Raw genomic sequence first — 26,679 nt, forward strand, 5'->3', positions numbered from 1 at the left:
GGACCCCCGGCAACTGCCGGGGGTCCTTTCCTGCGCGGGCTGGGGCAGACTGGGGCGCATGGCAAATCACGAGAATCTGCTCGGGGGTCCCGCCCCCACCCACCTGCCCGACGACCCGGAGCCGCGCGAACTGCTCGCCTCCGGTACCGCCCCCGCCGAGGTGGCGGCGAAGTACCCGGCGTCCTCACTGGTCTGGGCGCAACTCGCTGACGACGCCTTCGAGGGCGGCCGCGTCGTGGAGTCCTACGCCTACGCACGCACCGGCTACCACCGCGGCCTGGACGCGCTGCGCCGGGCCGGCTGGAAGGGCCACGGCCCGGTGCCGTTCGAGCACGAGCCGAACCGCGGCTTCCTGCGTGCCCTGCACGCCCTCGGCCGGGCCGCCCAGGCCATCGGCGAGCAGGACGAGTACGAGCGCTGCACCGCCTTCCTGCGGGACAGCTCACCGACCGCCGCCGACACCCTGAGCTGAGCCTCGGGGGGCCTCTCGGCCCCCCAGGCGACAGTGCGCCGTCCCGGGTGTCCGCGCGCCGTCCCGGGTGTCCGCGCGCCGTCCCGGCCGGTCCCCGGCCGCCCCGGCTTCGTCTCCGGCCCCCGTCCCGGCCCGCGCGGCTCGACGCCGTCGTCCGCCCGGGCCCCCGCCTCCGCCCTCCCGGCCAATGTTGCAGTCCTGCCACAGACCGGCGGCGCGCGGTGCAGCCACGTATGCGTGTGCGAAGGTTGCCCCTGTAGTTCGTGTCGTTCACGCGCGGGTCCGATCGCGGACCGCGTGTCCACACGCAGCGCGGATACGCCACGGGGGGGCCGGAACGGGGGCCGGGGCCGTGGACCCCGGCTGCGCGGCCGCAGGGGGAGTTTTGGCAGCACAGGGCAGCCGGCGCCGGCATGGGCGCCGGCGGGCGAAGAGCCGTGCCGCGATAGCCGGGCCGCTGGGACTCGGCGTCGTCCTCCTCGTCGTCGCCACCGCGGGCTACGCCACCTGGCACAAGGTGCAGGACACCGCGGGCTCGGCGGTGCTCGACCACGGCATCACCGCAGCGGCCACGACCACCCCGCCGGTGTCCGGCACCGTGGTCGGCGGCGAGAAGCAGTCCGCCCGGCCGTCCCCCAGCCGCACCCCGAAGACCGCCTCGCCGAGCCCGTCCCGCACGCCCTCCGCGCCGCCGTCGCCGACGTCGGTGCCGAAATCCGGCAGCGGCAGCTTCACCACGGCCAGGGCCAGCGGCAGTGCCTCAGGCCGCGGCATCATCCGCCGCTACAAGGTCGAGGTCGAAGGCGGCATCACGCTGTCCGCCACCGACGCGGCCCACGAGATCGCCGACGTGCTGGCCAACCCGCGCGGCTGGACCGCCGACGGCCACGACGGCTTCCAGCTGGTCTCCACCGGCCGCGCCGACTTCGTGATCAAGATCGCGACGCCGGACACCGTGGACTCCATCTGCGGCGCCGCGGGCCTGCTCACCCGTGGTGAGGTCAACTGCGACGTCGGCGCCACCGTCGTCGTCAACCTCAAGCGCTGGATGCTCGGCTCGCCCGAGTTTGACGGCCCCATCGAGGACTACCGGGCACTGATCATCAATCACGAGGTCGGCCACCGCATCGGCCACCACCACGAGGGCTGCCCGGGCCCCGGCAGGCCGGCACCGGTGATGATGCAGCAGATCAAGGGCCTGAAGGGCTGTACCGCGAACCAGTGGCCCTACGACGCGCGGGGCCGCTACATCTCCGGGCCGCGCGTCCCCTGACCACGGCGGTTCGGCCGCCTGGCACGGTCTGCCCGTGCCGCGGTACGGCGGCACGCGCGCAGACCGTGCCACGCCACGGCCGCGCGCCGCCGACGGGTCGGCCTTGCCGGATTCCTCCGCACCACAGATGATCGCGGCGTGGCCCGGTGATCCCGGGCGACCCGTTCTGGAGGTAACCCATGTCCGACACACCGACCGACGAGGCGGCGACCCCGAACCTGTCGTTCGAGGGCAGCACACCGTACGAGGACTACGTACAGGCGTCCGTGCTCACCCATCTTCAGCACCCGCTGTCCGACGAACCCGGCGAGATGGCCTTCCTGGTCACCACCCAGGTCATGGAGCTGTGGTTCACCCTGCTGGTCCACGAGTGGACCACGGCGGCCCGCGCGCTGCGCAAGGACGACCTGCCCACCGCGATGGCGGCGCTGCACCGCAGCCTGCCGGAGCTGGAGTCGCTGAACGCTTCCTGGAAGCCGATCGCGCACCTCACCCCCGGCCAGTTCAACGCCTACCGGTCCGCCCTCGGCGAGGGCTCCGGCTTCCAGTCCGCCATGTACCGCCGGCTGGAATTCCTGCTCGGCGACAAGTCGGCGTCGATGCTCGTCCCGCACCGCGGCACGCCCAGCGCCCACGCCGAACTGGAGAAGGCGCTCACCGAGCCCAGCCTCTACGACGAGGTGCTGCGGCTCCTCGACCGGCGCGGCTACGACATACCCGCCGCCGTGCTCGACCGTGACCCCTCGCTGCGGTACGAGCCGCACCCCGGGGTCGAAAGGGCCTGGCAGCGCGTCTACGCCGCCGACGACCAGGACTCCGACCTCATCCGGCTGGGCGAGACCCTCACCGACGTCGCCGAATACGTGTGGCGCTGGCGCAACGACCACCTCGTGGCGACCCGCCGCGCGATGGGCGCGAAGACCGGCACCGGCGGCTCCGCGGGGGTGGCCTGGCTGGAGAAACGGGCCACGAAGAACGTCTTCCCCGAGCTGTGGACGGCGCGCAGCCATGTCTGACCTCCCCGAGGTGACCGGCGTGACCGACACGGACACGGACACCGATACCGACACCGCAGGACCCGTCGGCACGGCCGCGCTTGCCGATCTGACCGACCGCGCCGCAGCGCTGGACGCCGGGGACCCGCTCGCCGCCGTACGCGACCGCTTCGTGCTCGACGACGCCACCGTCTACCTCGACGGCAATTCGCTGGGCGCGCTGTCCACAGGGGTGCTGCCCCGGTTGGCCGACGTCGTCGCCCGCGAGTGGGGCGAGCTGCGGATCAGGTCCTGGGAGGAGAGCGGCTGGTGGACCGCCCCCGAGCGGATCGGGGACCGTATCGCCCCGCTGGTCGGCGCCGCGCCAGGGCAGGTGGTGGTGGGCGACTCGACGAGCGTCAACGTCTTCAAGGCGCTGGTCGCCGCCGTCCGGATGGCGCCGCCCGGGCGGACCGAGATCCTGGTCGACGCCGCGACCTTCCCCACCGACGGCTACATCGCGTCCGCCGCCGCCCGCCTCACCGGCCACACCGTACGGCCCGTGCCCGCAGCGGAGATCGGCGCCGCGGCAGGCGACCTGACAGCGGCCGCCCTGGTCAACCACGTCGACTACCGCACCGGGCGGCTGTACGACATGGCCGGGACCACCGCGGCCCTGCACGCGGCGGGCGCGCTCGCCGTCTGGGACCTGTGCCACAGCGCGGGGGCGCTGCCCGTGGCGCTTGACGCGGACGGCGTCGACCTGGCGGTCGGCTGCACCTACAAATACCTCAACGGCGGGCCCGGGTCGCCCGCCTACCTCTACGTCCGCCGCGAGCTCCAGCCGCGCTTCGACTCGCCGCTGCCAGGCTGGAACTCGCACGCCGACCCCTTCGGCATGGCCCCCGGCTACGAGCCCGCGCAGGGCGCACCGCGCGGCCGGGTGGGCACCCCCGAGATCCTGTCGCTGCTCGCCCTGGACGCCGCGCTCGACGTCTGGGACGGGGTGACGACGGCGGGGGTGCGGGCCAAGAGCCTCGCGCTCACCGACTTCTTCCTGGACTGCACCGCCGCACTGCTGCCGGCCGGCAAGGCCGGGTCCGTCACGCCCGCCGCGCACGCCGAGCGCGGCAGCCAGGTGTCGCTGCGCTGCGCGGGGGCCGGCGAGGTGATGCGCGAGCTGATCGCACGCGGTGTCGTCGGCGACTTCCGGCAGCCCGACCTGCTGCGCTTCGGCTTCACCCCGCTCTACACCCGCTACGCCGACGCGCTGCGCGCCGCGCGCGTACTGGCCGACGTGATCGAAGGGACCGCCTGACAGATGGCTGCCGACTCCACCGTGCCCCCGCCCGTCTCCCAGGACGAGGCGGAGGAGGCGTCGGCCTTCCGGCACGCGCCGGTGCCGGCGGACGCCACCGCCGCCTACGGCGGCCGGCCGGACCAGCTGATCGACTTCTACCGCCCCCGCTCCCCGCGCGGGGGCGGTACCCGGCCCGCCCCGCTGGTGGCGCTGCTGCACGGCGGCGCCTGGCGAGCCCGCTACGACCGCGTCCACCTGTCCCCGCTGGCGGGCTACCTGGCCGGGCGGGGCTTCGCGGTGGCGTCGGTGGAATACCGCAGGGGCGCGCTGCCGCAGGCTCCCGCGGAGGGCGCTGAGCGCCCGGTGGCCGGCCGGTGGCCCGACACCTTCGACGACGTGGCGGCCGCCGCCGACGCGCTGCCCGCACTGGCCGTGCGGGCGCTGGGCGCGGACGTGGTCGATCCACGGCGGATCGTGCTCGCCGGCCACAGCGCGGGTGGTCATCTCGCGCTGTGGGCCGCCGCACGGCACGTCCTGCCCCCCGAGTCGCCCTGGTACCGCCCGTCACCTCCCCCGTTGCGCGGCGTGGTGGCGCTCGCCCCCATAGCCGACTTCACCGCTGCGATGCGGCTGCACGTCTGCTCGGACGCGGTGGTCGAGCTGCTCGGCGGCACCGACCACCTCGCAACCCGGCTCCCGCACGCCGACCCCGCCGCGCTGCTCCCCACCGGAATCCCTGCCACCATCGTGCACGGCACCACTGACAGTGAGGTTCCGCCGCAGGTCAGCCGGGCGTTTGCCCGCGCGGCGGCGGCAGCGGGAGAAGAGGTGGTCACCGCGTGGCTGCCCGGTACCGGGCACTTCCCGCTGATCGACCCGTCGAGCCCGGCGGCGTCGGCCGTCGCGGACGAGATCGACCAGCTCGCCTGGTAGGAGGCCGGCGCCCGGGCCGCTCGCGCTCCCGCTGGCGGTTGCGCGGCCTCCACGGGCGGCAGCACCGCGTCCCGGCCCGCGACCGGCGCGGAGGGTGAAGCAGCCCCGGGGCAGCCCCGGCCACAAGGTCCAGGCGCCCGGCTCCGGGTTCAGGCGCCGGCTCCCAGGGCGCGGCCGCGGAACCCGGGGTGCGGGGACCGGCCGCGGAACCCGGGGCGCGGGGCCCCGGGGATCGGCGGACCGCGGAAAGGCGTCAGCGGCTGCGCTTGGCCAGCCGCTCGACGTCGAGCAGGATCACGGCACGTGCTTCCAGCCGGAGCCAGCCGCGACCCGCGAAGTCGGCGAGAGCCTTGTTCACGGTCTCGCGGGACGCGCCGACCAGCTGGGCCAGCTCCTCCTGCGTGAGGTCGTGGACGACGTGGATGCCCTCTTCCGACTGGACGCCGAAGCGCCGGGAGAGGTCGAGCAGGGCCTTGGCGACCCGCCCGGGTACGTCGGAGAAGACCAGGTCGGACATGACGTCGTTGGTGCGCCGCAGCCGGCGCGCGACGGCGCGCAGCAGCGCGGTGGAGACCTCGGGCCGTACGTTCAGCCAGGGCTGGAGGTCGCCGTGGCCGAGTCCGAGCAGCTTGAGCTCGGTCAGCGCGGTGGCGGTGGCGGTCCGCGGCCCGGGGTCGAAGAGCGACAGCTCGCCGATCAGCTCACCGGGTCCGACCACGGCCAGCATGTTCTCCCGGCCGTCGGGCGAGGTGCGGTGCAGCTTCACCTTGCCTTCGGTGACGACGTACAGCCGGTCCCCGGGGTCGCCCTCGTGGAACAGCGAGTCGCCACGCGCGAGCGTGACCTCGGTCATGGAGGCACGCAGTTCAGCGGCCTGCTCGTCGTCGAGCGCCGCGAAAAGCGGGGCACGGCGCAGAACGTCGTCCACGAGCTCTCTCCTTGTCGGCATCGCTGGGATGTCCCCATGATGCATGACGTCTCAAACAGTGCGATCAATCACAAGGATGTCGTATCCGGGGCCGTATCCGTGCTCCGGGGGTCCGATTGGGCGTCCCGCGAGGTGTCGTCGGCGGCTGAACGAGTGGCGCCGAGCAAGGATTCAGCTGTCAGCGAACAGCCCCCCGCGGCGGCCTGCCCCACCGGCCGCGCGGATCGCCGACAGGTGTCGGTGGCGGCCCGTACGCTGGCGGCATGGCGACGAGTACTGGCGCGACGAGCGGGGCCACGGCCGGTGGCGCCGCGGTCAAGAAGGCGAAGGTCGCGCAGACGCATACGGGGCTGGTGCGGCAGGCCCGGCGGATCAACCGCGAACTGGCCGAGGTCTATCCGTACGCCCATCCGGAGCTGGACTTCGAGAATCCCTTCGAGCTGCTGATCGCCACCGTGCTGTCCGCGCAGACCACCGACCTGCGGGTGAACCAGACGACGCCGGCGCTGTTCGCGAAGTTCCCGACGCCCGAGGCGATGGCCGCGGCCGACCCGGCGGAGCTGGAGGAGATCCTGCGGCCCACCGGATTCTTCCGGGCCAAGGCGCGCGCGGTGCTCGGGCTGTCACTCGCGCTTCGCGACGACTTCGGCGGCGAGGTGCCCGGCCGTCTCGAGGACCTGGTCAAGCTGCCGGGTGTCGGCCGCAAGACCGCCAACGTGGTGCTGGGAAACGCGTTCGGCGTGCCCGGGATCACCGTGGACACCCACTTCGGGCGGCTGTCGCGCCGCTTCGGCTGGACCACGTCCCAGGACCCGGAGAAGGTCGAGCAGGACGTCGCGGGGCTCTTCCCGAAGTCGGACTGGACGATGCTCTCGCACCGCGTCGTCTTCCACGGCCGCCGGATCTGCCACGCCCGCAAGCCCGCGTGCGGCGCCTGCCCCATCGCACCCCTGTGCCCGTCGTACGGCGAGGGCGAGATGGACCCGGAGAAGGCGAAGAAGCTGCTCAAGTACGAGAAGGGCGGCGCCCCCGGCCAGCGGTTGAAGCCGCCGCCGGACTACCCGGGGCAGCCCGCGCCCCCGCTGGCGGGCTCATGACCCAGGCACGGGGGACGGGGGCGGATGTGGCGGTCAGCCGGGAGGGGCTGCCCGGCTGGCTCGACACGGTCGCGGACGCCGCAGAGGCGGTGAGCCCCGAGCAGCTGAGCCGCTTTCTGCCGCCACCGACGGGGGGACGCCAGTCCGCGGTGCTCATCCTCTTCGGCGACGGCGACGGCGCGGCGTCCGGTGCGGCATCCGGTGCGGGGGCGGCCTCGGGGCCGGACCTGCTGCTCATCGAGCGCTCCGCCGCCCTGCGCTCGCACGCCGGGCAGGCCTCCTTCCCCGGCGGCGCGCTGGACCCGGAGGACGGCGACCCGGAGGGTGACGGGCCGCTGCGGGCCGCGCTGCGCGAGGCCCGCGAGGAGACCGGCCTCGACCCTGCGGGAGTGCAGGTCTTCGGCGTGCTGCCCCGGCTCTACATTCCGGTCAGCGGCTTCGTGGTGACGCCGGTGCTGGGCTGGTGGCGGGTGCCGAGCCCGGTCGCCGTGGTCGACCCTGCCGAGACCGCCCGGGTCTTCCGGGTCCCGCTCAGCGACCTCACCGACCCGGCGAACCGCGCCACCCTCACCCACCCCAGCGGCTTCCTCGGCCCGGCGTTCCTGGTCAAGGACGCGCTGGTCTGGGGCTTCACCGCCGGCCTGATCGACAAGATCCTGCACTACGCCGGCTGGGAGCTGCCCTGGGACCAGGACCGCACGATCCCGCTCGGATAGGGCCGTCGTGACGATCAGGGCCGTACGGTCCGTGCGGTCCATGTGGTCCTGCCGGGGTGGGGGCGGTGTGACGACCGGCACCGCAGGGGGATGTGAAGGCCGTACGGTCCCGCGCGCTCAGGTCGCCGTGAGACCGTGTTCCCCGTGAACGCGCTGGACTTCCTGCTCATCCTCGCCGCCGCCTGGTTCGCCGTGATCGGCTACCGGCAGGGCTTCGTCGTCGGCGTCATGTCGGTGATCGGCTTCCTCGGCGGCGGGCTCATCGCGATCTACCTGCTGCCGCTGCTGTGGGACAAGGCGACCGGCGACGCGACGCCCGGTTCTGTGGCCGTGGTGACGGCGGTGGCGATCGTCATCGTGTGCGCGTCGGTGGGGCAGGCCTTCACCACCCACCTGGGCAACAAGGTCCGCACGAAGATCACCTGGTCGCCGGCCCGCGCGATCGACGCGAGCGGCGGGGCGCTGGTCAATGTGCTGGCGATGCTGATGGTCGCGTGGCTGATCGGCAGCGCCCTGGCCACCACGGCGCTGCCGACGATAGGCCGCGAGGTCCGGTCGTCGAAGGTGCTGCTCGGGGTGTCCCGGGTGGTCCCGCCGGAGGCCGACACATGGTTCACCGACTTCAGCTCGACCCTGGCGCAGAACGGCCTGCCGCAGGTCTTCGGCACCTTCGGCTCCGAGCCGATCACCTCGGTGCCGGCCCCGGACCCCGCGCTGGTCGACAGCCCCGTCGTCACGAACGCCCGCCGGAGCATCGTGAAGGTGGTCGGCACCGCCCCCGGCTGCGGGAAGGTGCTCGAAGGCTCGGGCTTCGTCTTCGCCAAGGACCGGGTCATGACGAACGCGCACGTGGTGGGCGGGGTCTCGGAGCCGACCGTGCAGGTCGGCGGCAAGGGGAAACTGCACGACGCCCGGGTGGTGCTCTACGACTGGCAGCGCGACATCGCGGTGCTGGACGTGCCAGGACTGGACGCGCCGCAGCTGCACTTCGCCACCACCGACGAGCACAGCCGCGACGACGCGATCGTGGCCGGTTTCCCGGAGAACGGCGCGTTCGACGTCCGCGCCGCCCGCGTCCGGGACCGTATCCAGGCCAACGGTCCCGACATCTACCACCGCGGCACCGTCCACCGCGACGTCTACTCGCTCTACGCGACGGTCCGGCAGGGCAACTCCGGCGGGCCGCTGCTCACCGCGGACGGGCGGGTCGCCGGGGTGGTCTTCGCCAAGTCGCTCGACGACTCCAACACCGGTTACGCGCTCACCGCGGACGAGATCGCACCCGACGCGGCCGCCGGTCTGACCGCGGACCGGCAGGTCGACACCCAGGACTGCGCGCTGTGACCGTGCCGCGCCGGGCGAGGTGCGTCAGTCGCGCGGATGGCGGAGCCGGGCGCCGACCCACCTGGCCCGGCGCCTGAGGATCCGCGGAATGCCCAGCCGGGCCTCGCCCGGCGGGAAGAGGTCCATGGGCGCCGAAGTGCCGGCGGCGGGGGTGCTTCTGCGATTGCGTGACACATCACGGTAGTCGTGCGTCCAACCCATACCGAGCTACGTGCCCGCGCCTCTTGGTCGGTAATCGCCATTTGGTGGTCCTGTTGGCGTATGCGCCCGGCATTTTAACGATGATGGGCTTGTCGTACCGGTGGGTCGGGATCGTCCCGACCAAAGTCCGGCCGGGGCCCGGCCGGGGCCGAGCCCGGAGCGGCCGGCGGGCCCGAGGCAGGCAGCCGGTGGTCAGCGGTCCGGCTCGGGGTCCTTGAGCCAGTTGATCAGCTCGGCGGAGAAGGCGGCCGGGTCCTCCTCGTGCGGGAAGTGGCCGAGGCCGTCGAAGAGCCGCCAGCGGTAGGGCGCCTCGACGTACTCGCCGCTGCCGGCCGCGCTGCCTGTCCTGATCGCCGGGTCGAGCGAGCCGTGCAGATGCAGCGTCGGCACCCTGACCGGCCGCTTCATCCTCCGGTTGAACTGGATGCCGTCCGGGCGGGCCATCGAGCGCACCATCCAGCGGTAGGGCTCCACCGCGCAGTGCGCCGTGGACGGGATCTGCATGGCCCGCCGGTAGACGTCGATCGCCTCCTCGTCAGGCAGCGAGGGCCCGGACCAGTCCTGGATCAGCTTCCCCACCAGCGCCGCGTCGTCCGCCACCAGCTGGCGTTCCGGCAGCCACGGCCGCTGGAAGCCCCAGATGTAGGCCCCCGAGCGGCTCTGCCGCAGATCGGTCAGCATCGCGCTGCGCCAGCGGCGCGGGTGCGGCATCGAGCAGACCGCGAGCCTGCGGACCAGTTTGGGCCGCATCGCGGCGGCCGTCCACGCCAGATATCCGCCCAGGTCGTGGCCGACGAGCGCGGCGTCGGGCTCACCGAGGGAGCGGATCACCCCGGTCACGTCGAGGGCGAGATTGCCCGCGTCGTAGCCTCGCGGCGTGCGGTCGCTGCCGCCGACACCGCGCAGGTCCATCGCCACCGCACGGAAACCGGCGTCGGCCAGCGCGGTGAGCTGGTGCCGCCAGGTCCACCAGAACTGCGGGAAGCCGTGCAGGAACAGCACCAGCGGTCCGTCGCCGACCTCGGCGATGTGGAAACGGGCGCCGTTGGCCGCCACGTCACGGTGGGTCCAGGGGCCGTCGGGGCGGGCCACCGACGCGCTCGACCCGCCGTTCTTCCACGGGTTTCCCGATCCGTCGGCGAGAGTCATGCACCAGAGCGTGTCACATCTTGGCGTCCACCGGGGCTGCGGTGGCGGAGGGCAGGGCGTGCGAGGACTCCGTGGCTCCACTGCGCAGCGCGTGCACCGTGCTGTCGGGCAACTCGCGCGGGTGCGGCTTGGCCTTCTGGAGCACCGCCGCGGTCTCCTTGGCCGACGCGATCGAACGCTCCGGCTTCTTCACCTTCTTGAACCGCCCGTAGGCGAACGCGGCGAGCAGCAGAGCGATGACGATGTACGCGCCGCCCACGATCAGGAACGACCACCCCAGGGTCAGCCCGAGCGCCTGGATGCCGTAGGCGGCGGCGAAGCTGAGCATCGGCACGGCAAAGACCGCCAGGGCCAGTGCGCCGACGATCGCGCCGCTGCCGAAAGCCGCCCGCTTGGCGTCCTGCCGCAGCTCCGCCTTGGCGAGGGCGATCTCGTCGTGCACCAGGGCGCTCATCTCCGCCGTGGCGGCGGCGAACAGCTGCCCGATGCTGCGACTGTCACCGTTGTGGGCTGCGCTCATCGCGTCCTCCGTGATTCCGTCGTCCTCTGCGGGGGCGGTGCGGGACCCGGCCTGACGCCGGAGCTCCGACCGCTCGCTGAACCGATCATGCCTCAGATGTTGTCAGGTCCGCCGTTGCGGCGGGCCAGTTGGGCGAGCCTGCGGTGTTCCGCGGCCTTGCGTTCCAGGATCTCGGCCATCCGCAGGTGGTAGGCGGGCTCGTCCTCCTCGTAGATGTCGGGGATGCCGTCCCCGTCCTCGTCGCGCTCCTCGTTGTCGTACAGCCGGCGGTAGGTGTTGTTGCGCAGCTTGAGCAGGGTCGCGGCCAGCACCGCGGCGATGACGGAGCCGACCAGGACGGCGGCCTTGACCTCGTCGGTGAGCAGCGGGTCGTCGTCGAAGGCGAGTTCGCCGATCAGCAGGGAGACGGTGAAGCCGATGCCGGCCAGGGTGGAGACGGCGAAGACGTCGGGCCACTTCAGGTCCGGGTTGAGCTCGGCGCGGGTGAAGCGGGCCGCGAACCAGGTGCCGCCGAAGACGCCGACGGTCTTGCCGACGACGAGACCGGCGACGACCCCCAGCGTCTCGGGCTTGCCGAAGACGTCCCCCAGCGCGTGCCCCGACACCGTCACACCCGCGCTGAACAGCGCGAACAGCGGCACGGCCAGACCGGCTGACAGCGGACGCACCAGGTGCTCGATGCGCTCGCCCGGCGACTGGCGCTCACCCGCACGGGTGGTGCAGCGCAGCATCAGCCCCATGGCCACGCCGGCGATGGTGGCATGCACACCGCTGTTGAGCATCAGCGCCCAGGTGACCAGGGCGAGGGGGACGTAGACATACCACCCGTGTACCCCCGCACGGAGCAGCAACCAGAAGAGCACCAGGCAGGCGGCGGCGCCGATCAGGGCCACGAAGTCGATGGTCGAGGTGAAGAAGACCGCGATGATCAGGATCGCGAAGAGGTCGTCGACGACGGCCAGGGTGAGCAGGAACGCGCGCAGGGCGGCGGGCAGGGCGGTGCCGATGACGGCGAGCACCGCAAGGGCGAAGGCGATGTCGGTGGCCGTGGGGACGGCCCAGCCCCTGAGCGAGCCGCCGCTCGCGCCGTTCACCAGCGTGTAGACCAGGGCGGGCACCGCCATTCCGCAGAGCGCGGCGATGACCGGGAGCGCCGCGGCGGACGGGGTGCGCAGCTCACCCGCGACCAGCTCGCGTTTGAGTTCGACGCCCGCGACGAAGAAGAAGACGGCGAGCAGGCCGTCCGCGGCCCAGTGTGCAAGGGACAGGTGCAGGCCGAGCACGGACGGGCCGAAGTGGAAGTCGCTGGCCGCCTCGTAGCTGTGGTGCAGCGTGTTCGCCCAGATGAGGGACGCCACGGCCGCCAGCAGGAGCAGTACGCCGCCAACCGTCTCGGTGCGCAGGGCGTCGGCGACGTAATTCCGCTCGGGGAGGGACAGCCGGCCCAGTAGGACGGCGGTGCGGCGGCGCCTCGTCTCGGACACGGGGGCGACCTCCTGGGGAGTCGTGGACCGGCTGTGGACACAGGTGTCCTGTGTGCCGACCAGACTTCCCGGCGCGCCCATAAGTCTTGTCGCGATCCTGTCGCGACGTGTCGTCAGCTTAACCCGAAAGGGTGGGTTTCGGCCCGGAAGGACGCGCACCCGTATGGACGAGAGCGGCGGGGAGAGGGCCCGGCGGGGCGACGGGCCCGGACGGTTTCGGGAGCCTCGACGGACGAGAGGTACCCCGCCGGGTGGCGGGGCACCTCCCGTGGTGCCTACGGGTCGTGCCGGCAGGTCAGTCCTCGCTGGCCGCGCTCGGCAGGCGGGTTTGGATGAGGTCCATCACGGAGGAGTCGGTGAGGGTGGTGACGTCGCCGAGTTCGCGGTTTTCCGCGACGTCGCGGAGCAGGCGGCGCATGATCTTGCCGGAGCGGGTCTTGGGGAGCTCCGAGACGATGAGGATGCGCTTGGGCTTGGCGATCGGGCCGAGGGTTTTGGCGACGTGGTCGCGCAGGGTCGCCACCAGGTCGGCGCTGTCCTGGGCGGTGCCGCGCAGGATGACGAAGGCGACGATGGCCTGTCCCGTGGTGGCGTCGGTGGCGCCGACGACGGCGGACTCGGCGACCTTGGGGTGGGAGACCAGTGCGGATTCCACCTCGGTGGTGGAGATGTTGTGGCCGGAGACGAGCATGACGTCGTCGACGCGGCCGAGGAGCCAGATGTCGCCGTCGTCGTCCTTCTTGGCGCCGTCGCCGGCGAAGTAGCGGCCCGGGAAGCGGGACCAGTAGGTGTCGATGTAGCGCTGGTCGTCGCCCCAGATGGTGCGGAGCATCGAGGGCCAGGGCTCGGTCAGGACGAGGTAGCCGCCGGAGCCGTCGGGGACTTCGTTGGCCTCGTCGTCGACGACGGTGGCGGCGATGCCGGGCAGCGGGGTCTGCGCGGAGCCGGGCTTGGTCGCGGTGACGCCGGGCAGCGGGCTGATCATCATGGCGCCGGTCTCGGTCTGCCACCAGGTGTCCACCACCGGGGTGCTGCCCGCGCCGATGTGCTCGCGATACCAGATCCACGCCTCGGGGTTGATCGGCTCGCCGACACTGCCCAGCACCCGCAGGCTGGACAGGTCGAACTTCGCGGGGATGTCGTCGCCCCACTTCATGAACGTGCGGATCGCGGTGGGCGCGGTGTAGAGGATCGTGACGCCGTACTTCTGGACGATCTCCCAGAACCTGCCCTGGTGGGGGGTGTCGGGGGTGCCCTCGTAGATGACCTGGGTGGCGCCGTTGGCCAGCGGCCCGTAGACGATGTAGGAGTGGCCGGTGACCCAGCCGATGTCGGCGGTGCACCAGTAGACGTCCGACTCGGGCTTGAGGTCGAACACCGCGTGGTGGGTGTAGCTGGTCTGCGTCAGGTAGCCGCCGGAGGTGTGCAGGATGCCCTTGGGCTTCCCGGTGGTGCCCGAGGTGTAGAGGATGAACAGCGGGTGCTCGGCGTCGAAGGGCTGCGCGGTGTGCTCGGCGCTCTGGCGCTCGGTGATCTCGTGCCACCACACGTCGCGGCCCTGGGTCCATGCCACGTCCTGACCCGTGCGGCGTACGACCAGGACGTGTTCGACCTGCGGGGTGCGGGCGACCGCGTCGTCGATCGCGGGCTTGAGCGCGGAGGGCTTGCCGCGGCGGTAGCCGCCGTCGGCGGTGATGACGAGTTTCGCGTCGGCGTCGTCGATGCGGGAGGCGACGGCGTCGGCGGAGAAGCCGCCGAAGACCACCGAGTGGGCGGCGCCGATACGGGCGCAGGCGAGCATCGCGACGACCGCTTCGGGGATCATCGGCAGGTAGACCGCGACCCGGTCGCCCTTGCCGACACCGAGTTCGGTCAGCGCGTTGGCCGCGCGGCAGACCTCGTCCTTGAGCTCGGCGTAGCTTATCGCCCGCGTGTCTCCGGGCTCGCCTTCGAAGTGCAGGGCGATACGGTCGCCGTGGCCGGCCTCGACGTGGCGGTCGACGCAGTTGTACGCGACGTTCAGCTCGCCGTCGGCGAACCACTTCGCGAACGGCGGGTTCGACCAGTCCAGCGTCTGGGTCGGCTCGGTCGCCCAGGTCAGCCGCCGGGCCTGCTCGGCCCAGAAGCCCAGCCGGTCGGCCGCGGCCTGCTCGTACGCCGCCGCGGTGACATTGGCCGCGGCGGCCAGCCCTGCCGGAGGCTCGAACCGCCGCTCCTCCTTCAGCAGGTTGGCCAGGCTCTCGTTGCTGCTCACGCCAGCTCCTTGTCAGGGTGTCCCAGATGTCCCAGCACTACCTCATCAGTCCCGGCGCACCATGACAAGGGCTGACCCCAAAAATGGTTTAGACCTTTGTGGCCAGGCCGTGGGCCTCGGGCTCCGGGCCGGCGTCCGCCACCGGCATCACCTGCTGTCCGGCCTCGGGCTCCACCGCGGCGAAGACGTTGGTCGCCGGGTCGAGGATGTACGCCTGCGCCTCACCGACGTGGAAGTACATGCCGTGCAGTTGCAGTGCGCCCTCCGAGACCCGGCGGGCCACGCACGGGTGTGCCATCAGATGCTCCAGTTGCTGCATCACGTTGACCAGGCTCAGCCTCTCGTGGTCGTCGGCCACCGGCCGGTCGGCGAGCGCCACCTCGCCGCGCCCCAGCCGGCTGATCCTGGACATCCGGGCAAGGCTGGGCCTGCCGTGCCGCAGCCAGCGTGCCAGCGGTGTCTGCGCGCCCGGCTCGTGGTCGGAGCCGAGCAGTGCCTGCATCGCACCGCACCCCGAGTGCCCGCACACCGTGATGCTGGAGACCCCCAGGACGTCCACCGCGTACTCGACGGCGGCGGCCACCGAGTCGCAGGACGCGTCGGACCCCGGCGGCGGCATCAGATTCCCGATGTTGCGAACCGTGAACAGGTCACCCGGGCCGCTGGAGGTGATCATGCTCGTGACCAGCCGGGAGTCCGCGCAGGTGATGAACAGCTGCCCCGGCCGCTGTCCCTCACGCGCCAGCCTGGCCAGCTCCTCGCGGACCAGCGGTGCCGTGTTGCGCTGGAAGGCGCTCACGCCGCCGAGCAACTGGCCGCCGCTGGTGGCCGGCACGGTCTCCGACCGCGTGCAGTGGTGGTTGCGCCACGGCGTCCACGGGCGGCAGGCGTGGGCGCCGAGCGGCTCGATGACCGCCCGCCCCGTGCCGTCGCCGAACACCGCGCGGCCGCCGCGCGACCTGTGCCGCGCGCACCAGCCCTGCAGCGCCTCGTACGCCGCGTGGTCCATGAACGACCCGTCCAACTCGACCACGGCATCGGCACCATCCGGCACCTGCGCGAACGCCCTGGTCAGCCGAGGCACCGCAAGGAAGGTCAGCTGCCCGGTCACCCGCACCCGGTGGCCTTGCGGCTCCTCGGTCACGGTGACCCGGGTGCGGGTGAGCCGGCGCAGTGCCAGGAAGACCGCGACCACGCCGCCGGCGACCACGCCTTGCAGCACCCCGAAGACCACCACCGTGCCCAGCGTGGCCGCGTACACGGGGAATTCGCGGTGCCGCTGGATGTGGCGGATGTGGGCGAAGCTCACCATGCGCACTCCGACCAGCATCACCAGCGCGGCCAGTGCGGCGAGCGGGATCGCTTCGAGGGCGCTTCCCGCCAGCCCCGCACACAGCAGCACCCACGCCCCGTGCATCACGGTCGCCCACCGGGTCCGCGCGCCGGCCTCGACGTTGGCCGAGCCGCGCATCGCGCCGCCGGCGATCGGCAGGCCGCCGAACAGGCCTGACAGCACGTTGGACGCGCCCTGGCCCAGCAGCTCGCGGTCCAGGTTCGTCGGCGCGGACTGCGCGCCGGCCTTCCGCTTGGCCTGCAGGGAGTCCACCGCGACCGCGGAGAGCAGTGACTCCATGCTCGCCACCAGGGTCACCGTGAGGACCACCGCGGCCACGCCCAGGACCGGGCCTTCCGGCAGCGCGGGCAGCGCGGGTGTCCGCCAGGAGGGCAACTCGACCCGGGGCACCGACAGTCCGGCGGCGGCCAGTGTCGCCAGTGCCACCGCGGCCAGCGGTGCCGGGATCCTCCGCAGCGCCTCGCCCGTACGGCCTCTGAGCCGGGGCCAGCCCAGCAGCACGATCACCGTGAGCGCGCCGATGATCGGGGTCGTGGGGTGACTGGCGATCAGCTGGCCGGGCAGCGCTGCGATGTTGTCGAGCGTCGAATTCTGCGGGCTGCCCCCGAGCACGACATGCAGCTGGCCGACGGCGATGACCGTACCGATACCGGCCAGCATGCCGTGCACGATGGCGGGGCTGACCGCGAGCGTGGCCCTGGCCACCCGCAGCACGCCGAGCAGCAGCTGCACGAGCCCGGCGAGCACGGTGATGGCGCAGGTGGCCCGCCAGCCGTACCGCTGGACGAGGTCGGCGGTGACCACGACAAGGCTGGTGGCGCCGCCGCTGACCTGGAGCGGTGCGCCGCCCAGCATGCCGGCGACGATGCCGCCGACGGCCGCGGCGACCAGGCCGGACTGCAGGGGGGCGCCGGTCGCCAGCGCGATGCCGAGCGAGAGGGGGACAGCGATCAGGAAGACCGTGATCGAAGCGGACAGATCGGATCGATGGGGGGTGCTGCGGAGTCTCATTTTCCCGTCTCCTTCGGTGGGCGGCGGGACTCGGTAGCGCAGTGTCATCACTCGCTACGCTCAAGAGCCGGTAAATGAAGAGTAATGGATTGAATGCGGAGAGTGATGTCCAGAGGTCGGATCCGTGCCTTATTTACTGCTATCGAGTGATTCAGCCGATGAACGGGCCGGTCGATTCGGCCACGCCGGGTGACCGTGTCAGCTTGGGTTCAGCCTGTGGTCACACGCGCCGACCCCCTGCGATGCGAGGTACCGATGCACTCCGTGCGCAAGACGCCGACCTTCCTCGCCGCGGGCGTCGCCGCCGCGATGCTGGCCCTGGGCGCCACCGCCTGCTCGTCGGGCGTCGACGTCCGCCAGGGCTCGGACGGCCCCGGCGGCCCCGGCGTCGAGGCCGCCCCCCAGGCACCCCGTGTGCTGCGGTCGATCGGTGACGGCTCCACCGCCGACACCGGGCCGCAGCCCGGCCAGCCGGACTTCCACCGGCTGCGCGCCGGCGAGAAGCCGCCGCAGTTCGTGGTCTTCTCCTGGGACGGCGCCGTCGAGGACGCCCGGCGGCTGCTGTCCTACGTCCGCGGTTTCGGCGAGCGCAACGACGCGGCGATGACGTACTTCCTCAGCGGTGTCAGCCTGCTGCCCGCCGACCACAAGGACCTCTACGCGCCGCCGCGCCACCCGCGCGGCACCTCCGACACCGGCCTCACGGACCGGGCGACCATCGCCGACACCCTGCACGAACTGCGACTCGCCTGGGCGGACGGCAGCGAGATCGGCACGTATTTCAACGGCCACTTCTGCGGGCAGGACGGCGACGCAGCCGACCAGCTCGCCGCTGCGGCGACGGCGGGCACCGGGGGTGTCGAGGACGCGGCGCAGAGCGGTCCAGGGGCCTGGACCGCGGCGGAGTGGGCCGGTGAGATCCGGCAGGCGCAGGACTTCACCCAGCACTGGAAGACCAACACCGGCCTCACCGCCCTCGACCCGCTGCCTTTCGACTACGTGAAGGGGGTCGTCGGCGGGCGCGCCCCCTGCCGTACCGACCCGGCAGGGCTGCCGGCCGCGGCGAAGGCGGCCGGATTCCGCTACACCGCCGACCCCTCGGGCCAGCCTCAGGTGTGGCCGGCGAAGACGGACGGGCTGTGGCACTTCCCGTTGCAGGAGGTCCCGGTTCCAGGGCGGAACGTCGAGACCCTGTCGACGGACGGCGGCTTCCTCTCGGTCCAGTCGGGCACACCGGCCACCGGCGCGGCCGGCGCCGCGGACCGTGAGCAGTACGCGGCCTGGGGGCGGCAGATGCACGACGGCCTGATCGCGGGCTTCGACCGGGCCTACCGCGGCAACCGGGCGCCGCTCGTCATCGGGAATCACCTCGAGTCGTGGAACGGCGGCGCCTACATGAACGCCGTCGAGGACACCATGAGAGAGGTGTGCGGGCAGCAGGAGGTGCGCTGCGTGTCCTTCAAGCAACTCGCCGACTGGCTGGACCTGCAGGACCCCAAGGTGCTCGACCGGCTGCGCGGGCTCGATGTGGGACAGGCGCCGAAGGGCGGTTGGAAGGCGCTGCTCCAAGCACCGCCTGCCGCTCCCGCTGCTCCCGCCGCTTCTTCGGTGCCGGGTTCACCGGCCCTTCCCGGCGCGCCGGCGGCTCCCGGTGCGCCGGCCGAGCCGGTCAGGCCGGCTGGGGACTGACCGCGGGCCTGCTGCCGGCCGCCACCGCGGGGGCGCCGAGCGCGCTCTCGTCCAGGACGAAACCGGGGTCGATCTGGGCGGCCAGGTCGGCGCCGGTCTTCGCGTTCCCCCAGCCTTCGGCGTTCTTGCGGTGGAAGTGCGCCATCTGCTGTGTGTAGCGCGCCCAGTCGCGGTGCTCGTACGCGGCGTCGGCCCGCTCGTGCATGGTCCGCAGGGCGCGCTGGTTCGCTTCTTCCAGCAGGGCGAAGCGCGGCGGGCGGCCCTTCTCCATCGCGCGCACCCAGTCGGAGTGCCCGACGGTGACCAGCAGGTCGTCACCGACCTCCGCGCGCAGGAAGGCGAGATCGTCCTCGCCCTGCACCTTGTTGCCGATCACGGCGAGCGCGACACCGTAGTCGCGGGCGTAATCCCGATACTGCCGGTAGACGGCGACGCCCTTGCGGGTCGGCTCCGCCACCAGGAAGGTCAGGTCGAAGCGGGTGAACATGCCGGAGGCGAAGGAGTCGCTGCCCGCGGTCATGTCGACGACCAGATAGTCGTCCCGGCCGTCGACGAGGTGGTTCAGATACAGCTCGACCGCACCGACCTTGGAGTGGTAGCAGGCGACACCGAGGTCGGACTCCTCGAAGGGGCCTGTCACCATCAGCCGCACCGAGCCGTCGTCGAGCGCCACCTGACGGGCGCACGCGGCGTGGACGGGATTGTCCTCACCGGTGAGCCGCACCAGGCGGGACCCGGTGCCGGGCGGGGTGGTCTTGATCATCATCTCGGCCGAGGCGATCCGCGGGTTGGCGCCGCGCAGATGCTCCTTGATCTCCGGCAGGTGGGCGCCGAGGGCGGGCAGGGCGGCGGCCTCGTCCTCGGCGAGGCCGAGCGCCGGGCCGAGATGCTGGTTGATGTCCGCGTCGATGGCGACGACCGGGACGTGTGCCGCGGCGAGATGGCGGATGAACAGCGAGGACAGCGTGGTCTTGCCGCTGCCGCCCTTTCCGACGAAAGCGATCTTCATGTTCGCCAAGAGTAGTCGGGCGGTCACGGAGAAGGCGTGGTCGGAGTGGGGAAGGCCACTCGATCGTGGTCGATTGCCCTCTCGCGCGGTGCGTAGGGTCGTGGGCATGGCTACGAACGCTGATCCGTCCGCCGCCCAGGGGCTGTCCACCGACCCGATGGTCGTACTCGGCACGCTGCCCGGCGTGCCCGAGGCGGTCGACACGGTCCGGCAGGCTGTGGACAAGCTCTACGGACACCGGGTGATGCGCCGCCGGTCGGAGGAGGTCACCTCCGAGGCGGCGCTGCGCGGGGCCCGCGGGTCGGCCGCGCTGGCCGGTGCCGACTGGTCCCTCGAAGAGGTACGCAGGCGCAGCGACTTCTCAGCAGACGACCAGGCCAGGACGGTCGGCGCGGCGCTGCGGCTGACCGCGGAAGCCGGTCAGCTGCTCGACGTGTGGCGCCGCTCGCCGATGCAGGCGCTGGCCAGGCTGCACCTGGTGGCCGCGAGCGGGGCGGCGCCTGAAGCGACGGTCGGGCGGCCCAGGCTTCCCGGTGAACCTGTGGACGAGCCGCTCATCCCGGTCGCGGAGATCGACCTGCCCGAGCCCCCCGAGGTCGGCGCCCGCCTCGACGGGCTCACCGCGCTGCTGCTGGCGGGCACCGCGGCGCCCGCGCTGGTGGTGGCGGCTGTGGTGCACGGCGAACTGCTGTGCCTGCGCCCCTTCGGCTCCTTCAACGGCCCGGTCGCGCGCGCCGCGGAGCGGATCGTGCTGATCGGCAGCGGCTTGGACCCGAAGTCCATCTGCCCTGCCGAGGTCGGCTACGCGGAATTGGGCAGAGCCGACTACCTCAAGGCCCTCGAGGGCTACGCCTCGGGCACCCCCGAGGGCATGGCGGAATGGATCGGTCACTGCGGCCGGGCGCTGGAGCTGGGAGTACGCGAGAGCGTGGCGGTCTGCGAGGCCTTGCAGCGCGGCGCCGCCTGAGCACTCCCGTATGGCCGGGAGCGGTTCCCTGGCGGTTCACCCCGGTGGTCGAGGGATGCGGGGCGGCTTGGCCGAAAAGTATTGCGGCGGCACCTAGGAGGTGCCGCCGCCGGCACGTCCGCCGAGTTACCAGTGCGTGCTCGGTTCTCTGCCCATCAGGTCGGGGACTTCGCCCGTCACCTGGTGCGGCTGGCCCGGTTGGCGGGTCGGCTACGCGTGGGTGCTCGGCTTTCGTGCGCGGTCCGTGGGGCCGACTGCTCTGAACTGCGGTCTTCCTCTCGGAAGTCCGTGGTCTCGCGGGCCTAAGTCCTTTCTACCGCCGACCGGCCGGTAGCGGAACCCCCGGTCGCGCTTAATTGCTTTCCGGTCGAATCATGACATAAGGAGCGGCCGGCGTCGGCGTGCCGCCAGCCAGACCAGTCCCGCCGTGGCCGCGGCGGCTCCCACCGCGGCGGCGGCCAGCACCGTCCCCGGCGGCATCGAAAGCGACGGGATGCGCTGGTTGAGCCGCACCGGGCGGCTGAAAGTGAGCACCGGCCACTCGCGCGCGGCGGCCTCCCGGCGCAGGGCGCGGTCCGGGTTGACGGCGTAGGGGTGGCCGACCGACTCCAGCATGGGGATGTCGGTCACCGAATCGCTGTAGGCGAAGGACCGCTCCAGGTCATAGCCCTCCGAGCGGGCGAGCTCCTCGATCGCCTCGGCCTTCGCGGGGCCGTACACGTAGTGCTCGATCTCGCCGTTGTACGCGCCGTCCTTCACGACCATCCGGGTGGCCACCACATGGTCGGCGCCGAGCATCTCGCCGATGGGCTCGACCACCTCGGAGCCGGACGCGCTGACGATGACGACGTCACGGCCGGCGGCGTGGTGCTCCTCGATGAGCGAGGCGGCCTCGTCGTAGATGATCGGGTCGATCAGGTCATGCAGGGTCTCGGCGACGATCTCCCGCACCTGCTGGACATTCCAGCCACGGCACAGCTCGGACAGGTATTTGCGCATGCCTTCCATCTGGTCGTGATCTGCGCCGCCGACCAAGTACACGAACTGGGCATATGCGGTGCGCAATACCGCGCGCCTGTTGATGAGACCGCCCTGGTAGAAGGATCGCCCGAAGGCGAGCGTGCTGGACTTGGCGATCACGGTCTTGTCGAGATCGAAGAACGCCGCGGTACGCGGTGGCAGGTGGTTTTCCACAGGATGAGCATAGGCAACCACCATTCGGCCTAAGGTCAGGCGCGTGGGTTTGCTCTGGAAGGCCATCGGGTACACCATGGAAGTCACGGATCGTTCGCGACCGTGCTAACCCGGTCTGGCTCCTCCCCCCCCGAGTCGGACCGTGGGGACGACCCCCGCTCTCCCCCCCGGCGGGGGTCGTCGCATGTCCGGACCCGTTCTGCCGCCTTCGGCCGGGTCCTGCGCCGTGCTCGTACATGCCGGTCCCCTTCCCCTGCGTCCTGGCTCTGACCGATACGACGTGTGACGGTCAGTAATCGTTGCCCGGTCGATGTGAAGTCACTCGTGTGGGTGCCCAGTTATCCACAATCGGCGAGTTGTCCACAGATTCCGACCAAGATCATCCCAATTCCCGCTTCTCACCCCAAGCTGATCTCAGCGATGCACGCCGTGCTCGCATCACAAGCGACGGGGGACAGAGAAATGTTCGGATCCATGAAGCCCGAGCCACTGCAGGTGACGGGCGAACACCCGCCGGGACCGCTGATTGTCACGGAGGACGAAAGGCTCCTCGACGACTTGCTGCGGCTGTGCGCTGCCGCCGGTTCGGAACCGGAAGTGGTCTTCTCGGCCCCTCCACGCGCGTCGAGTTGGGACAGCGCGCCGCTGGTCCTGGTGGGCGCGGAGGCGACCGGCCAGGTCCGCGGCAGCGCTCGGCGCAAGGGAGTCCTGCTCATCGGGCGGGACTTGGACGACTCCGAGGTATGGCGCAGAGCGCTCGACATCGGGGCGGACCACGTCCTGCTGCTGCCCGACGCGGAGAACTGGCTGGTCGACCGGATCGCCGACATCGCGGAAGGCGTGGGCCGACCCGCCTTGACCGTCGGAGTGGTGGGCGGCCGCGGCGGCGCCGGTGCCAGCACACTGGCCTGCGCTCTCGCCGTCACCGCGGCGCGGGCCGGCCGCCGCACCATGCTGATCGACGGCGATCCGCTCGGCGGCGGCCTCGACATCCTGGTCGGGGCGGAGAGGACCGGCGGCCTGCGCTGGCCCGACCTCGCCGACTCCCGCGGCCGGGTCAACAGCGGAGCGCTCGAGGAGTCCCTGCCGCGACTCGAATCGCTGAGCGTGCTCAGCTGGGATCGCGGGGACTCGGTGCTCATCCCCGCACAGGCCATGCGGTCCGTGCTCGGCGCCGCCCGGCGGCGCGGCGGGGTGGTGGTGGTCGACCTGCCGCGCCGGGTCGACGAGGCGGTCGCCGAGACACTGGCGCAGATCGACGTCGGACTGCTGGTCGTGCCCGCCGAGTTGCGGGCGGTCGCGGCCGCCACCCGGGTCGCGGCGGCCGTCAGCATGGTCCTCAAGGACCTGCGGGTGGTGGCCCGCGGCCCCTTCGACTCCGGCCTCGACGACCAGGAGACCGCCCGGCTCGTCGGACTCCCGCTGGCAGGCGAACTGCCTCTGGAGGGCAGGGCTGTCGACGCGGTCACCCGCGGCGGACCGCCGGGCTCGTCCGGGCGCGGACCGCTCGCCCGCTTCTGCACCGCCTTCCTCACGCAGGCCCTGGCAGGCGGCGGGAGCGTGCCGGTATGAGCGCCGAACTGCTCGATGCCGTGCGGCTCCGGTTGGCCGAGCACGGCGGCGAGGCGACACCCGCCCGGGTCGCGGCCGCGCTGCGCGCCCAGGGCCGACTGCTCGGGGACACCGAAGTCCTCGACGTGGTCGGGGCCCTGAGATCGGAACTCGTGGGAGCGGGACCGCTGGAGCCGCTGCTCGCCGACCCGCGGGTGACCGACATCCTGGTCAACGGACCGGACGAGGTGTGGATCGACCGCGGCAGGGGTCTCGAGCGCGGCACCGTCCGCTTCACCGACACCGCCGCGGTCCGCAGGCTCGCCCAGCGGCTGGCCACCAGCGCGGGGCGGCGGCTGGACGACGCACGCCCATGGGTGGACGCGCGGCTGCCCGACGGCACCAGGCTGCACGCGGTGCTGCCGCCGGTCGTGGTCGGATCGCCGTGCCTGTCGCTGCGGGTGGTGCGCTCGCGCGCCTTCACCCTCGGCGAACTCGTCGGCGCGGGCACCCTGGATTCCGGGACGGCCTCGCTGCTGCGGACCGTGATGGACGCGCGGCTGTCGTTCATGATCAGCGGCGGCACCGGCTCCGGCAAGACGACGCTGCTGAGCTGCCTGCTCGGCCTGGTCGACCCCGGCGCGCGCATCGTGCTGGCCGAGGACTCCGCTGAACTGCGGCCCGACCATCCGCATGTCGTCCGGCTGGAGACCAGGCCTGCCAACCAGGAGGGGGCGGGCGAGGTCACCTTGCGGGACCTGGTCCGCCAGGCCCTGCGGATGCGGCCCGACCGGCTTGTGGTGGGAGAGGTGCGCGGACCGGAGGTGACGGATCTTCTGAGCGCCCTGAACACCGGCCATGAAGGAGGCTGCGGCACCGTTCACGCCAACGCGGCGGCGGACGTCCCGGCCCGGCTGGAAGCGCTCGGCTCGACCGCGGGACTCGACCGGGCGGCACTGCACAGCCAGCTGGCGGCGGCACTCTCGCTCGTCGTCCACCTGGTCCGTGACCCCGCCGGGCTGCGCCGGGTCGCCGAGATCCATGTGCTGCGCCGCGGGCCCGACGGCCTGGTCGGCACCGTCCCCGCCATGTTGCGCGACGGTCACGGAGTGGTCGAACGCGGTCCGGGCTGGGCACGGCTGACGGAGCTGTGTTCCAGGGGTGCGGCATGAACGCGGCAGGTTGTTCTGCGCCGGCGAGCCGCACCGGCCAGGGGCGCCGTGCGCCGGGGGCAGGTCGCCGGGGAACCGCCGCAGCGGTTGCGGGGGTGTGGCATGAGCGCGACTGATCCGATGGCGGTGGTGTGGGCCGCTGTGATGTGCGCGGGCGTACTCCTGTGGACGGCGCTGGAAGGCGGCGGGCCGCGGCGGCGGGCACGCAGGACGCTCGACGGGACCCGGTGGGGCGGCCGGAAGCGGGAGCAGCCGGCGGGAGGTTCCGGTGGGCTGCCCGGGGAGCGGATGCGGGAGGCGGCCGCAGGTCTGCGGCGCCGCCTTGAGCGGTATGCCGTGCGGAGGGGAGGCAGCGCTCCTGGGCGCGGATGGGCGGCACGGGCGGGCCGTTGGGCCCGGGTGGAGGCGCTGTGCGCCCCGGTCGGGGTGGTGCTCGCGGTGTCGACCCGGTCCGTGCTGCCGCTGCTGGCCGGAGCGGCAGCGGTCCCGCTGACGGGCCGTGCGTTGCGGCGGCGGGCCGAGCGGGCGGCGGCGGAGCGCGGCGCGACCGCGGTCGGCGCGCTGTGCGGCGCACTGGCCGGGGACCTGCGGGCGGGGCGCCCGCCGCACGCGGCGCTCGGCGACACGATCGATGCGGCCGGCTGGGCGGCCGTGCCGGAATTGTCAGGCGCCGCCCGGCTGCTGCTCTCCGCGGCCAGATTCGGCGGTGACGTCCCCCAGGCGTTGCGGGCGGCCGCCCGGCTGTCGGACGGCACGCGGGGACTGGCCGCGGTGGCGGCCTGCTGGCAGGTCGCGTTGGACGGCGGTGCGGGCCTGGCCGCCGCGCTCGACCGGGTGGCCGCCGCGCTGCGTGCCGAGGCCGATCAGCGCGACGACCTGCGGGCGCAGTTGGCGGGTCCGCGGTCCACGGCGGGGCTGCTCGCGCTGCTGCCGCTGTTCGGCGTCGTGCTGGGCGCGGGTCTCGGCGCCCACCCGGCGGCGATCCTGCTGCACACCCCGGCCGGGCTGCTGTGCCTGGTGGCGGGCGCCCTTCTGGAATGGGCAGGGCTGGCCTGGACGGCCCGCATCATCCGCGCCGCGGAAGGCGGTCGTGGCGGAGGCGAAAGACCTGACGGGGGACTCGATACGGGGGCGGGGGACGGCCGGGGCGGTGGCAGGCAGGGCGGGTGGCAGCCGACCGCGCTGCCGGGCGGGACGGACCGCGGGCCGCAGGCGCTGCCGGCGGTGACGCTTGCCGCGCTGGCCGGCGGCGGGACTGTCCACAGCCTGGGGACAGTGATGGCCGCGGTGGCGGCGGCCGGCGGGGCGCTGGCCGTCGCAGCGGGCGACGCCCGGCAGCGGAAGCGGGTCCGGCGGCTGCGCGCGACGCTCGGCGAGGTTCGGCCGCGGCGGGTCGACCCCGAGCGGCTGTGGCAGGCGGTCGGCGGCCCGGTACGGCGCTGGGGCGCCGCGGCGGCTGCCGGGATCGCGGCGGGGGCGCTCGCCGGCGGGGCGCTGGGCGTCCCTGTGGGGCTGTCGGCGGCCGCCGGGGTCCTGCGGGTGCTCCGCGACCGTCGGAGGGCCGCAGACGGCCGTGTATCGGCGTCGCAGCCCGATCCCGCACAACTCCCGCTGTGCGCCGACCTGATGGCCGCCTGCCTCGCCGCTGGGGCAAGCCCCGGAGAGGCGGCGGGAGCGGTGGGCGGCTGTCTCGACGGGGCGCTCGGGGACGCGCTGATACGGGCTCAGGCCGAGTTGCGGCTCGGCGGTGACCCCGCGGAGTGCTGGCAGCGCTTCGGCGCCCTGCCCGCCGCACGCGAGATCGGCCGGTGCCTGTCCAGGGCGTCGACCACCGGTAGTGCGCCGGTGGCGGAGATGTCCCGGCTGGCCGCGGACCTGCGCGCCGCGCACGGCCGCACCGCCCTCGCCGGGGCCAGGCGGGCCGCGGTGCTGGCCACCGCGCCGCTCGGCCTGTGCTTCCTGCCGGCCTTTCTGCTGGTCGGCGTCGTGCCCGTGGTGATCGGCCTGGCAGGGACGGTCCTCGGCAGCGACTGACCTGCCGGCAGCGGCGGACCCATCACACACCGGGGGCGTGGTTCAGCACGCCC

General features: G+C 72.8%; 21 protein-coding genes. 13 read left to right on the top strand and 8 right to left on the bottom strand.

Annotation, left to right across the window (positions count from 1 at the left end; all coding sequences use genetic code 11):
- The first annotated feature begins 58 nt into the window (after positions 1 to 58).
- From ACGFMP_RS04725 to ACGFMP_RS04745, 5 genes are all read left to right on the top strand, one after another.
- Entirely contained in the window at positions 59 to 472 is a 414-nt protein-coding gene (locus ACGFMP_RS04725) for a DUF3151 domain-containing protein (protein WP_393670231.1), read from the top strand.
- A 385-nt stretch (positions 473 to 857) separates the two neighbouring features.
- Positions 858 to 1,745, top strand: coding sequence for a DUF3152 domain-containing protein (locus ACGFMP_RS04730; RefSeq protein ID WP_393670232.1), 888 nt, complete (start codon positions 858 to 860; stop codon positions 1,743 to 1,745).
- Positions 1,746 to 1,924: 179 nt separating this feature from the next.
- Positions 1,925 to 2,761 (top strand): tryptophan 2,3-dioxygenase family protein, encoded by an 837-nt coding sequence (locus tag ACGFMP_RS04735; protein WP_393670233.1) that lies wholly within the window; start codon positions 1,925 to 1,927, stop codon positions 2,759 to 2,761.
- Between the two features lie 19 nt (positions 2,762 to 2,780).
- Positions 2,781 to 4,037 (top strand): kynureninase, encoded by a 1,257-nt coding sequence (gene kynU / locus ACGFMP_RS04740; protein ID WP_393670234.1) that lies wholly within the window; start codon positions 2,781 to 2,783, stop codon positions 4,035 to 4,037.
- Positions 4,038 to 4,040: 3 nt separating this feature from the next.
- The gene (locus ACGFMP_RS04745) at positions 4,041 to 4,952 is read left to right on the top strand and encodes an alpha/beta hydrolase (RefSeq protein WP_393670235.1); all 912 of its coding nucleotides are present in this window, start codon (positions 4,041 to 4,043) and stop codon (positions 4,950 to 4,952) included.
- 253 nt (positions 4,953 to 5,205) lie between these two features.
- Here the strand turns inward: ACGFMP_RS04745 and ACGFMP_RS04750 are convergent, their stop codons facing one another.
- The gene (locus ACGFMP_RS04750) at positions 5,206 to 5,880 is read right to left on the bottom strand and encodes a Crp/Fnr family transcriptional regulator (protein ID WP_033174884.1); all 675 of its coding nucleotides are present in this window, start codon (positions 5,878 to 5,880) and stop codon (positions 5,206 to 5,208) included.
- Between the two features lie 263 nt (positions 5,881 to 6,143).
- Here ACGFMP_RS04750 and nth point away from each other — a divergent pair, with 263 nt between their 5' ends.
- From nth to ACGFMP_RS04765, 3 genes are all read left to right on the top strand, one after another.
- A complete protein-coding gene (nth, locus tag ACGFMP_RS04755; RefSeq protein ID WP_393670236.1) occupies positions 6,144 to 6,977 on the top strand; it encodes an endonuclease III in 834 nt (277 codons plus the stop codon).
- Positions 6,974 to 7,693 carry an NUDIX hydrolase gene (locus ACGFMP_RS04760; protein ID WP_393670237.1) on the top strand — a complete coding sequence of 240 codons (720 nt, stop codon included), beginning with the start codon at positions 6,974 to 6,976 and terminating at the stop codon, positions 7,691 to 7,693. Before nth ends, ACGFMP_RS04760 begins: the two co-directional genes overlap by 4 nt.
- Before the next feature lie 144 nt (positions 7,694 to 7,837).
- Positions 7,838 to 9,037 (top strand): MarP family serine protease, encoded by a 1,200-nt coding sequence (locus tag ACGFMP_RS04765; protein ID WP_393670239.1) that lies wholly within the window; start codon positions 7,838 to 7,840, stop codon positions 9,035 to 9,037.
- 393 nt (positions 9,038 to 9,430) lie between these two features.
- On the opposite strand, the gene ACGFMP_RS04770 is transcribed toward ACGFMP_RS04765, so the two are convergent.
- The 5 genes from ACGFMP_RS04770 to ACGFMP_RS04790 all read right to left on the bottom strand — a co-directional run bounded on the left by ACGFMP_RS04770 (position 9,431) and on the right by ACGFMP_RS04790 (position 17,010).
- The gene (locus ACGFMP_RS04770) at positions 9,431 to 10,387 is read right to left on the bottom strand and encodes an alpha/beta fold hydrolase (protein WP_393670240.1); all 957 of its coding nucleotides are present in this window, start codon (positions 10,385 to 10,387) and stop codon (positions 9,431 to 9,433) included.
- A 13-nt stretch (positions 10,388 to 10,400) separates the two neighbouring features.
- A complete protein-coding gene (locus ACGFMP_RS04775) occupies positions 10,401 to 10,907 on the bottom strand; it encodes a phage holin family protein (protein WP_393670241.1) in 507 nt (168 codons plus the stop codon).
- Positions 10,908 to 10,999: 92 nt separating this feature from the next.
- Positions 11,000 to 12,391: a Na+/H+ antiporter NhaA gene (gene nhaA / locus ACGFMP_RS04780; RefSeq protein ID WP_393670242.1), complete on the bottom strand. Its 1,392-nt coding sequence runs from the start codon at positions 12,389 to 12,391 to the stop codon at positions 11,000 to 11,002.
- Between the two features lie 295 nt (positions 12,392 to 12,686).
- The gene (acs, locus tag ACGFMP_RS04785) at positions 12,687 to 14,645 is read right to left on the bottom strand and encodes an acetate--CoA ligase (protein ID WP_393670243.1); all 1,959 of its coding nucleotides are present in this window, start codon (positions 14,643 to 14,645) and stop codon (positions 12,687 to 12,689) included.
- Between the two features lie 88 nt (positions 14,646 to 14,733).
- Positions 14,734 to 17,010 carry a bifunctional SulP family inorganic anion transporter/carbonic anhydrase gene (locus ACGFMP_RS04790; protein ID WP_393670244.1) on the bottom strand — a complete coding sequence of 759 codons (2,277 nt, stop codon included), beginning with the start codon at positions 17,008 to 17,010 and terminating at the stop codon, positions 14,734 to 14,736.
- 264 nt (positions 17,011 to 17,274) lie between these two features.
- Between ACGFMP_RS04790 and ACGFMP_RS04795 the strand changes: the two genes are divergently transcribed.
- Positions 17,275 to 18,699 (top strand): hypothetical protein, encoded by a 1,425-nt coding sequence (locus tag ACGFMP_RS04795; RefSeq protein ID WP_393670245.1) that lies wholly within the window; start codon positions 17,275 to 17,277, stop codon positions 18,697 to 18,699.
- Here ACGFMP_RS04795 and ACGFMP_RS04800 read toward each other — a convergent pair.
- A complete protein-coding gene (locus tag ACGFMP_RS04800; protein ID WP_393670246.1) occupies positions 18,680 to 19,708 on the bottom strand; it encodes an ATP-binding protein in 1,029 nt (342 codons plus the stop codon). The genes ACGFMP_RS04795 and ACGFMP_RS04800 overlap by 20 nt on opposite strands.
- Before the next feature lie 106 nt (positions 19,709 to 19,814).
- Between ACGFMP_RS04800 and ACGFMP_RS04805 the strand changes: the two genes are divergently transcribed.
- Positions 19,815 to 20,675: an oxidoreductase gene (locus ACGFMP_RS04805; RefSeq protein ID WP_393670247.1), complete on the top strand. Its 861-nt coding sequence runs from the start codon at positions 19,815 to 19,817 to the stop codon at positions 20,673 to 20,675.
- A gap of 372 nt (positions 20,676 to 21,047) precedes the next feature.
- On the opposite strand, the gene ACGFMP_RS04810 is transcribed toward ACGFMP_RS04805, so the two are convergent.
- Positions 21,048 to 21,893, bottom strand: a complete 846-nt coding sequence (locus ACGFMP_RS04810; protein WP_393670334.1) for an HAD family hydrolase — start codon at positions 21,891 to 21,893, stop codon at positions 21,048 to 21,050.
- A gap of 438 nt (positions 21,894 to 22,331) precedes the next feature.
- On the opposite strand from ACGFMP_RS04810, the gene ssd reads away from it, so the two are divergent.
- The 3 genes from ssd (at position 22,332) to ACGFMP_RS04825 (ending at position 26,626) form a co-directional block, all read left to right on the top strand.
- Positions 22,332 to 23,441 carry a septum site-determining protein Ssd gene (gene ssd, locus ACGFMP_RS04815; RefSeq protein ID WP_393670248.1) on the top strand — a complete coding sequence of 370 codons (1,110 nt, stop codon included), beginning with the start codon at positions 22,332 to 22,334 and terminating at the stop codon, positions 23,439 to 23,441.
- Complete coding sequence (locus tag ACGFMP_RS04820) at positions 23,438 to 24,592, top strand: TadA family conjugal transfer-associated ATPase (RefSeq protein WP_393670250.1); 1,155 nt, start codon at positions 23,438 to 23,440, stop codon at positions 24,590 to 24,592. Before ssd ends, ACGFMP_RS04820 begins: the two co-directional genes overlap by 4 nt.
- A 102-nt stretch (positions 24,593 to 24,694) precedes the next feature.
- Positions 24,695 to 26,626 carry a type II secretion system F family protein gene (locus ACGFMP_RS04825; protein ID WP_393670251.1) on the top strand — a complete coding sequence of 644 codons (1,932 nt, stop codon included), beginning with the start codon at positions 24,695 to 24,697 and terminating at the stop codon, positions 26,624 to 26,626.
- The last annotated feature ends 53 nt before the right edge of the window (positions 26,627 to 26,679 follow it).

Origin of the sequence: Streptomyces sp. NPDC049040 (assembly GCF_043197715.1) — a bacterium.
Classification (GTDB): Bacteria; Actinomycetota; Actinomycetes; order Streptomycetales; family Streptomycetaceae; genus Actinacidiphila.

Bases quoted from the DNA above. Each gene is read 5' to 3' on its own strand.
- ACGFMP_RS04810 (WP_393670334.1), bottom strand. From the start codon at position 21,893: ATGGTGGTTGCCTATGCTCATCCTGTGGAAAACCACCTGCCACCGCGT.
- ACGFMP_RS04800 (WP_393670246.1), bottom strand. From the start codon at position 19,708: ATGAAGATCGCTTTCGTCGGAAAGGGCGGCAGCGGCAAGACCACGCTG.
- ACGFMP_RS04825 (WP_393670251.1), top strand. From the start codon at position 24,695: ATGAGCGCGACTGATCCGATGGCGGTGGTGTGGGCCGCTGTGATGTGC.
- ACGFMP_RS04805 (WP_393670247.1), top strand. From the start codon at position 19,815: ATGGCTACGAACGCTGATCCGTCCGCCGCCCAGGGGCTGTCCACCGAC.
- ACGFMP_RS04790 (WP_393670244.1), bottom strand. From the start codon at position 17,010: ATGAGACTCCGCAGCACCCCCCATCGATCCGATCTGTCCGCTTCGATC.
- ACGFMP_RS04725 (WP_393670231.1), top strand. From the start codon at position 59: ATGGCAAATCACGAGAATCTGCTCGGGGGTCCCGCCCCCACCCACCTG.
- ACGFMP_RS04820 (WP_393670250.1), top strand. From the start codon at position 23,438: ATGAGCGCCGAACTGCTCGATGCCGTGCGGCTCCGGTTGGCCGAGCAC.
- ACGFMP_RS04745 (WP_393670235.1), top strand. From the start codon at position 4,041: ATGGCTGCCGACTCCACCGTGCCCCCGCCCGTCTCCCAGGACGAGGCG.
- ACGFMP_RS04735 (WP_393670233.1), top strand. From the start codon at position 1,925: ATGTCCGACACACCGACCGACGAGGCGGCGACCCCGAACCTGTCGTTC.
- ACGFMP_RS04760 (WP_393670237.1), top strand. From the start codon at position 6,974: ATGACCCAGGCACGGGGGACGGGGGCGGATGTGGCGGTCAGCCGGGAG.
- ssd (WP_393670248.1), top strand. From the start codon at position 22,332: ATGTTCGGATCCATGAAGCCCGAGCCACTGCAGGTGACGGGCGAACAC.
- nth (WP_393670236.1), top strand. From the start codon at position 6,144: ATGGCGACGAGTACTGGCGCGACGAGCGGGGCCACGGCCGGTGGCGCC.
- ACGFMP_RS04775 (WP_393670241.1), bottom strand. From the start codon at position 10,907: ATGAGCGCAGCCCACAACGGTGACAGTCGCAGCATCGGGCAGCTGTTC.
- ACGFMP_RS04770 (WP_393670240.1), bottom strand. From the start codon at position 10,387: ATGACTCTCGCCGACGGATCGGGAAACCCGTGGAAGAACGGCGGGTCG.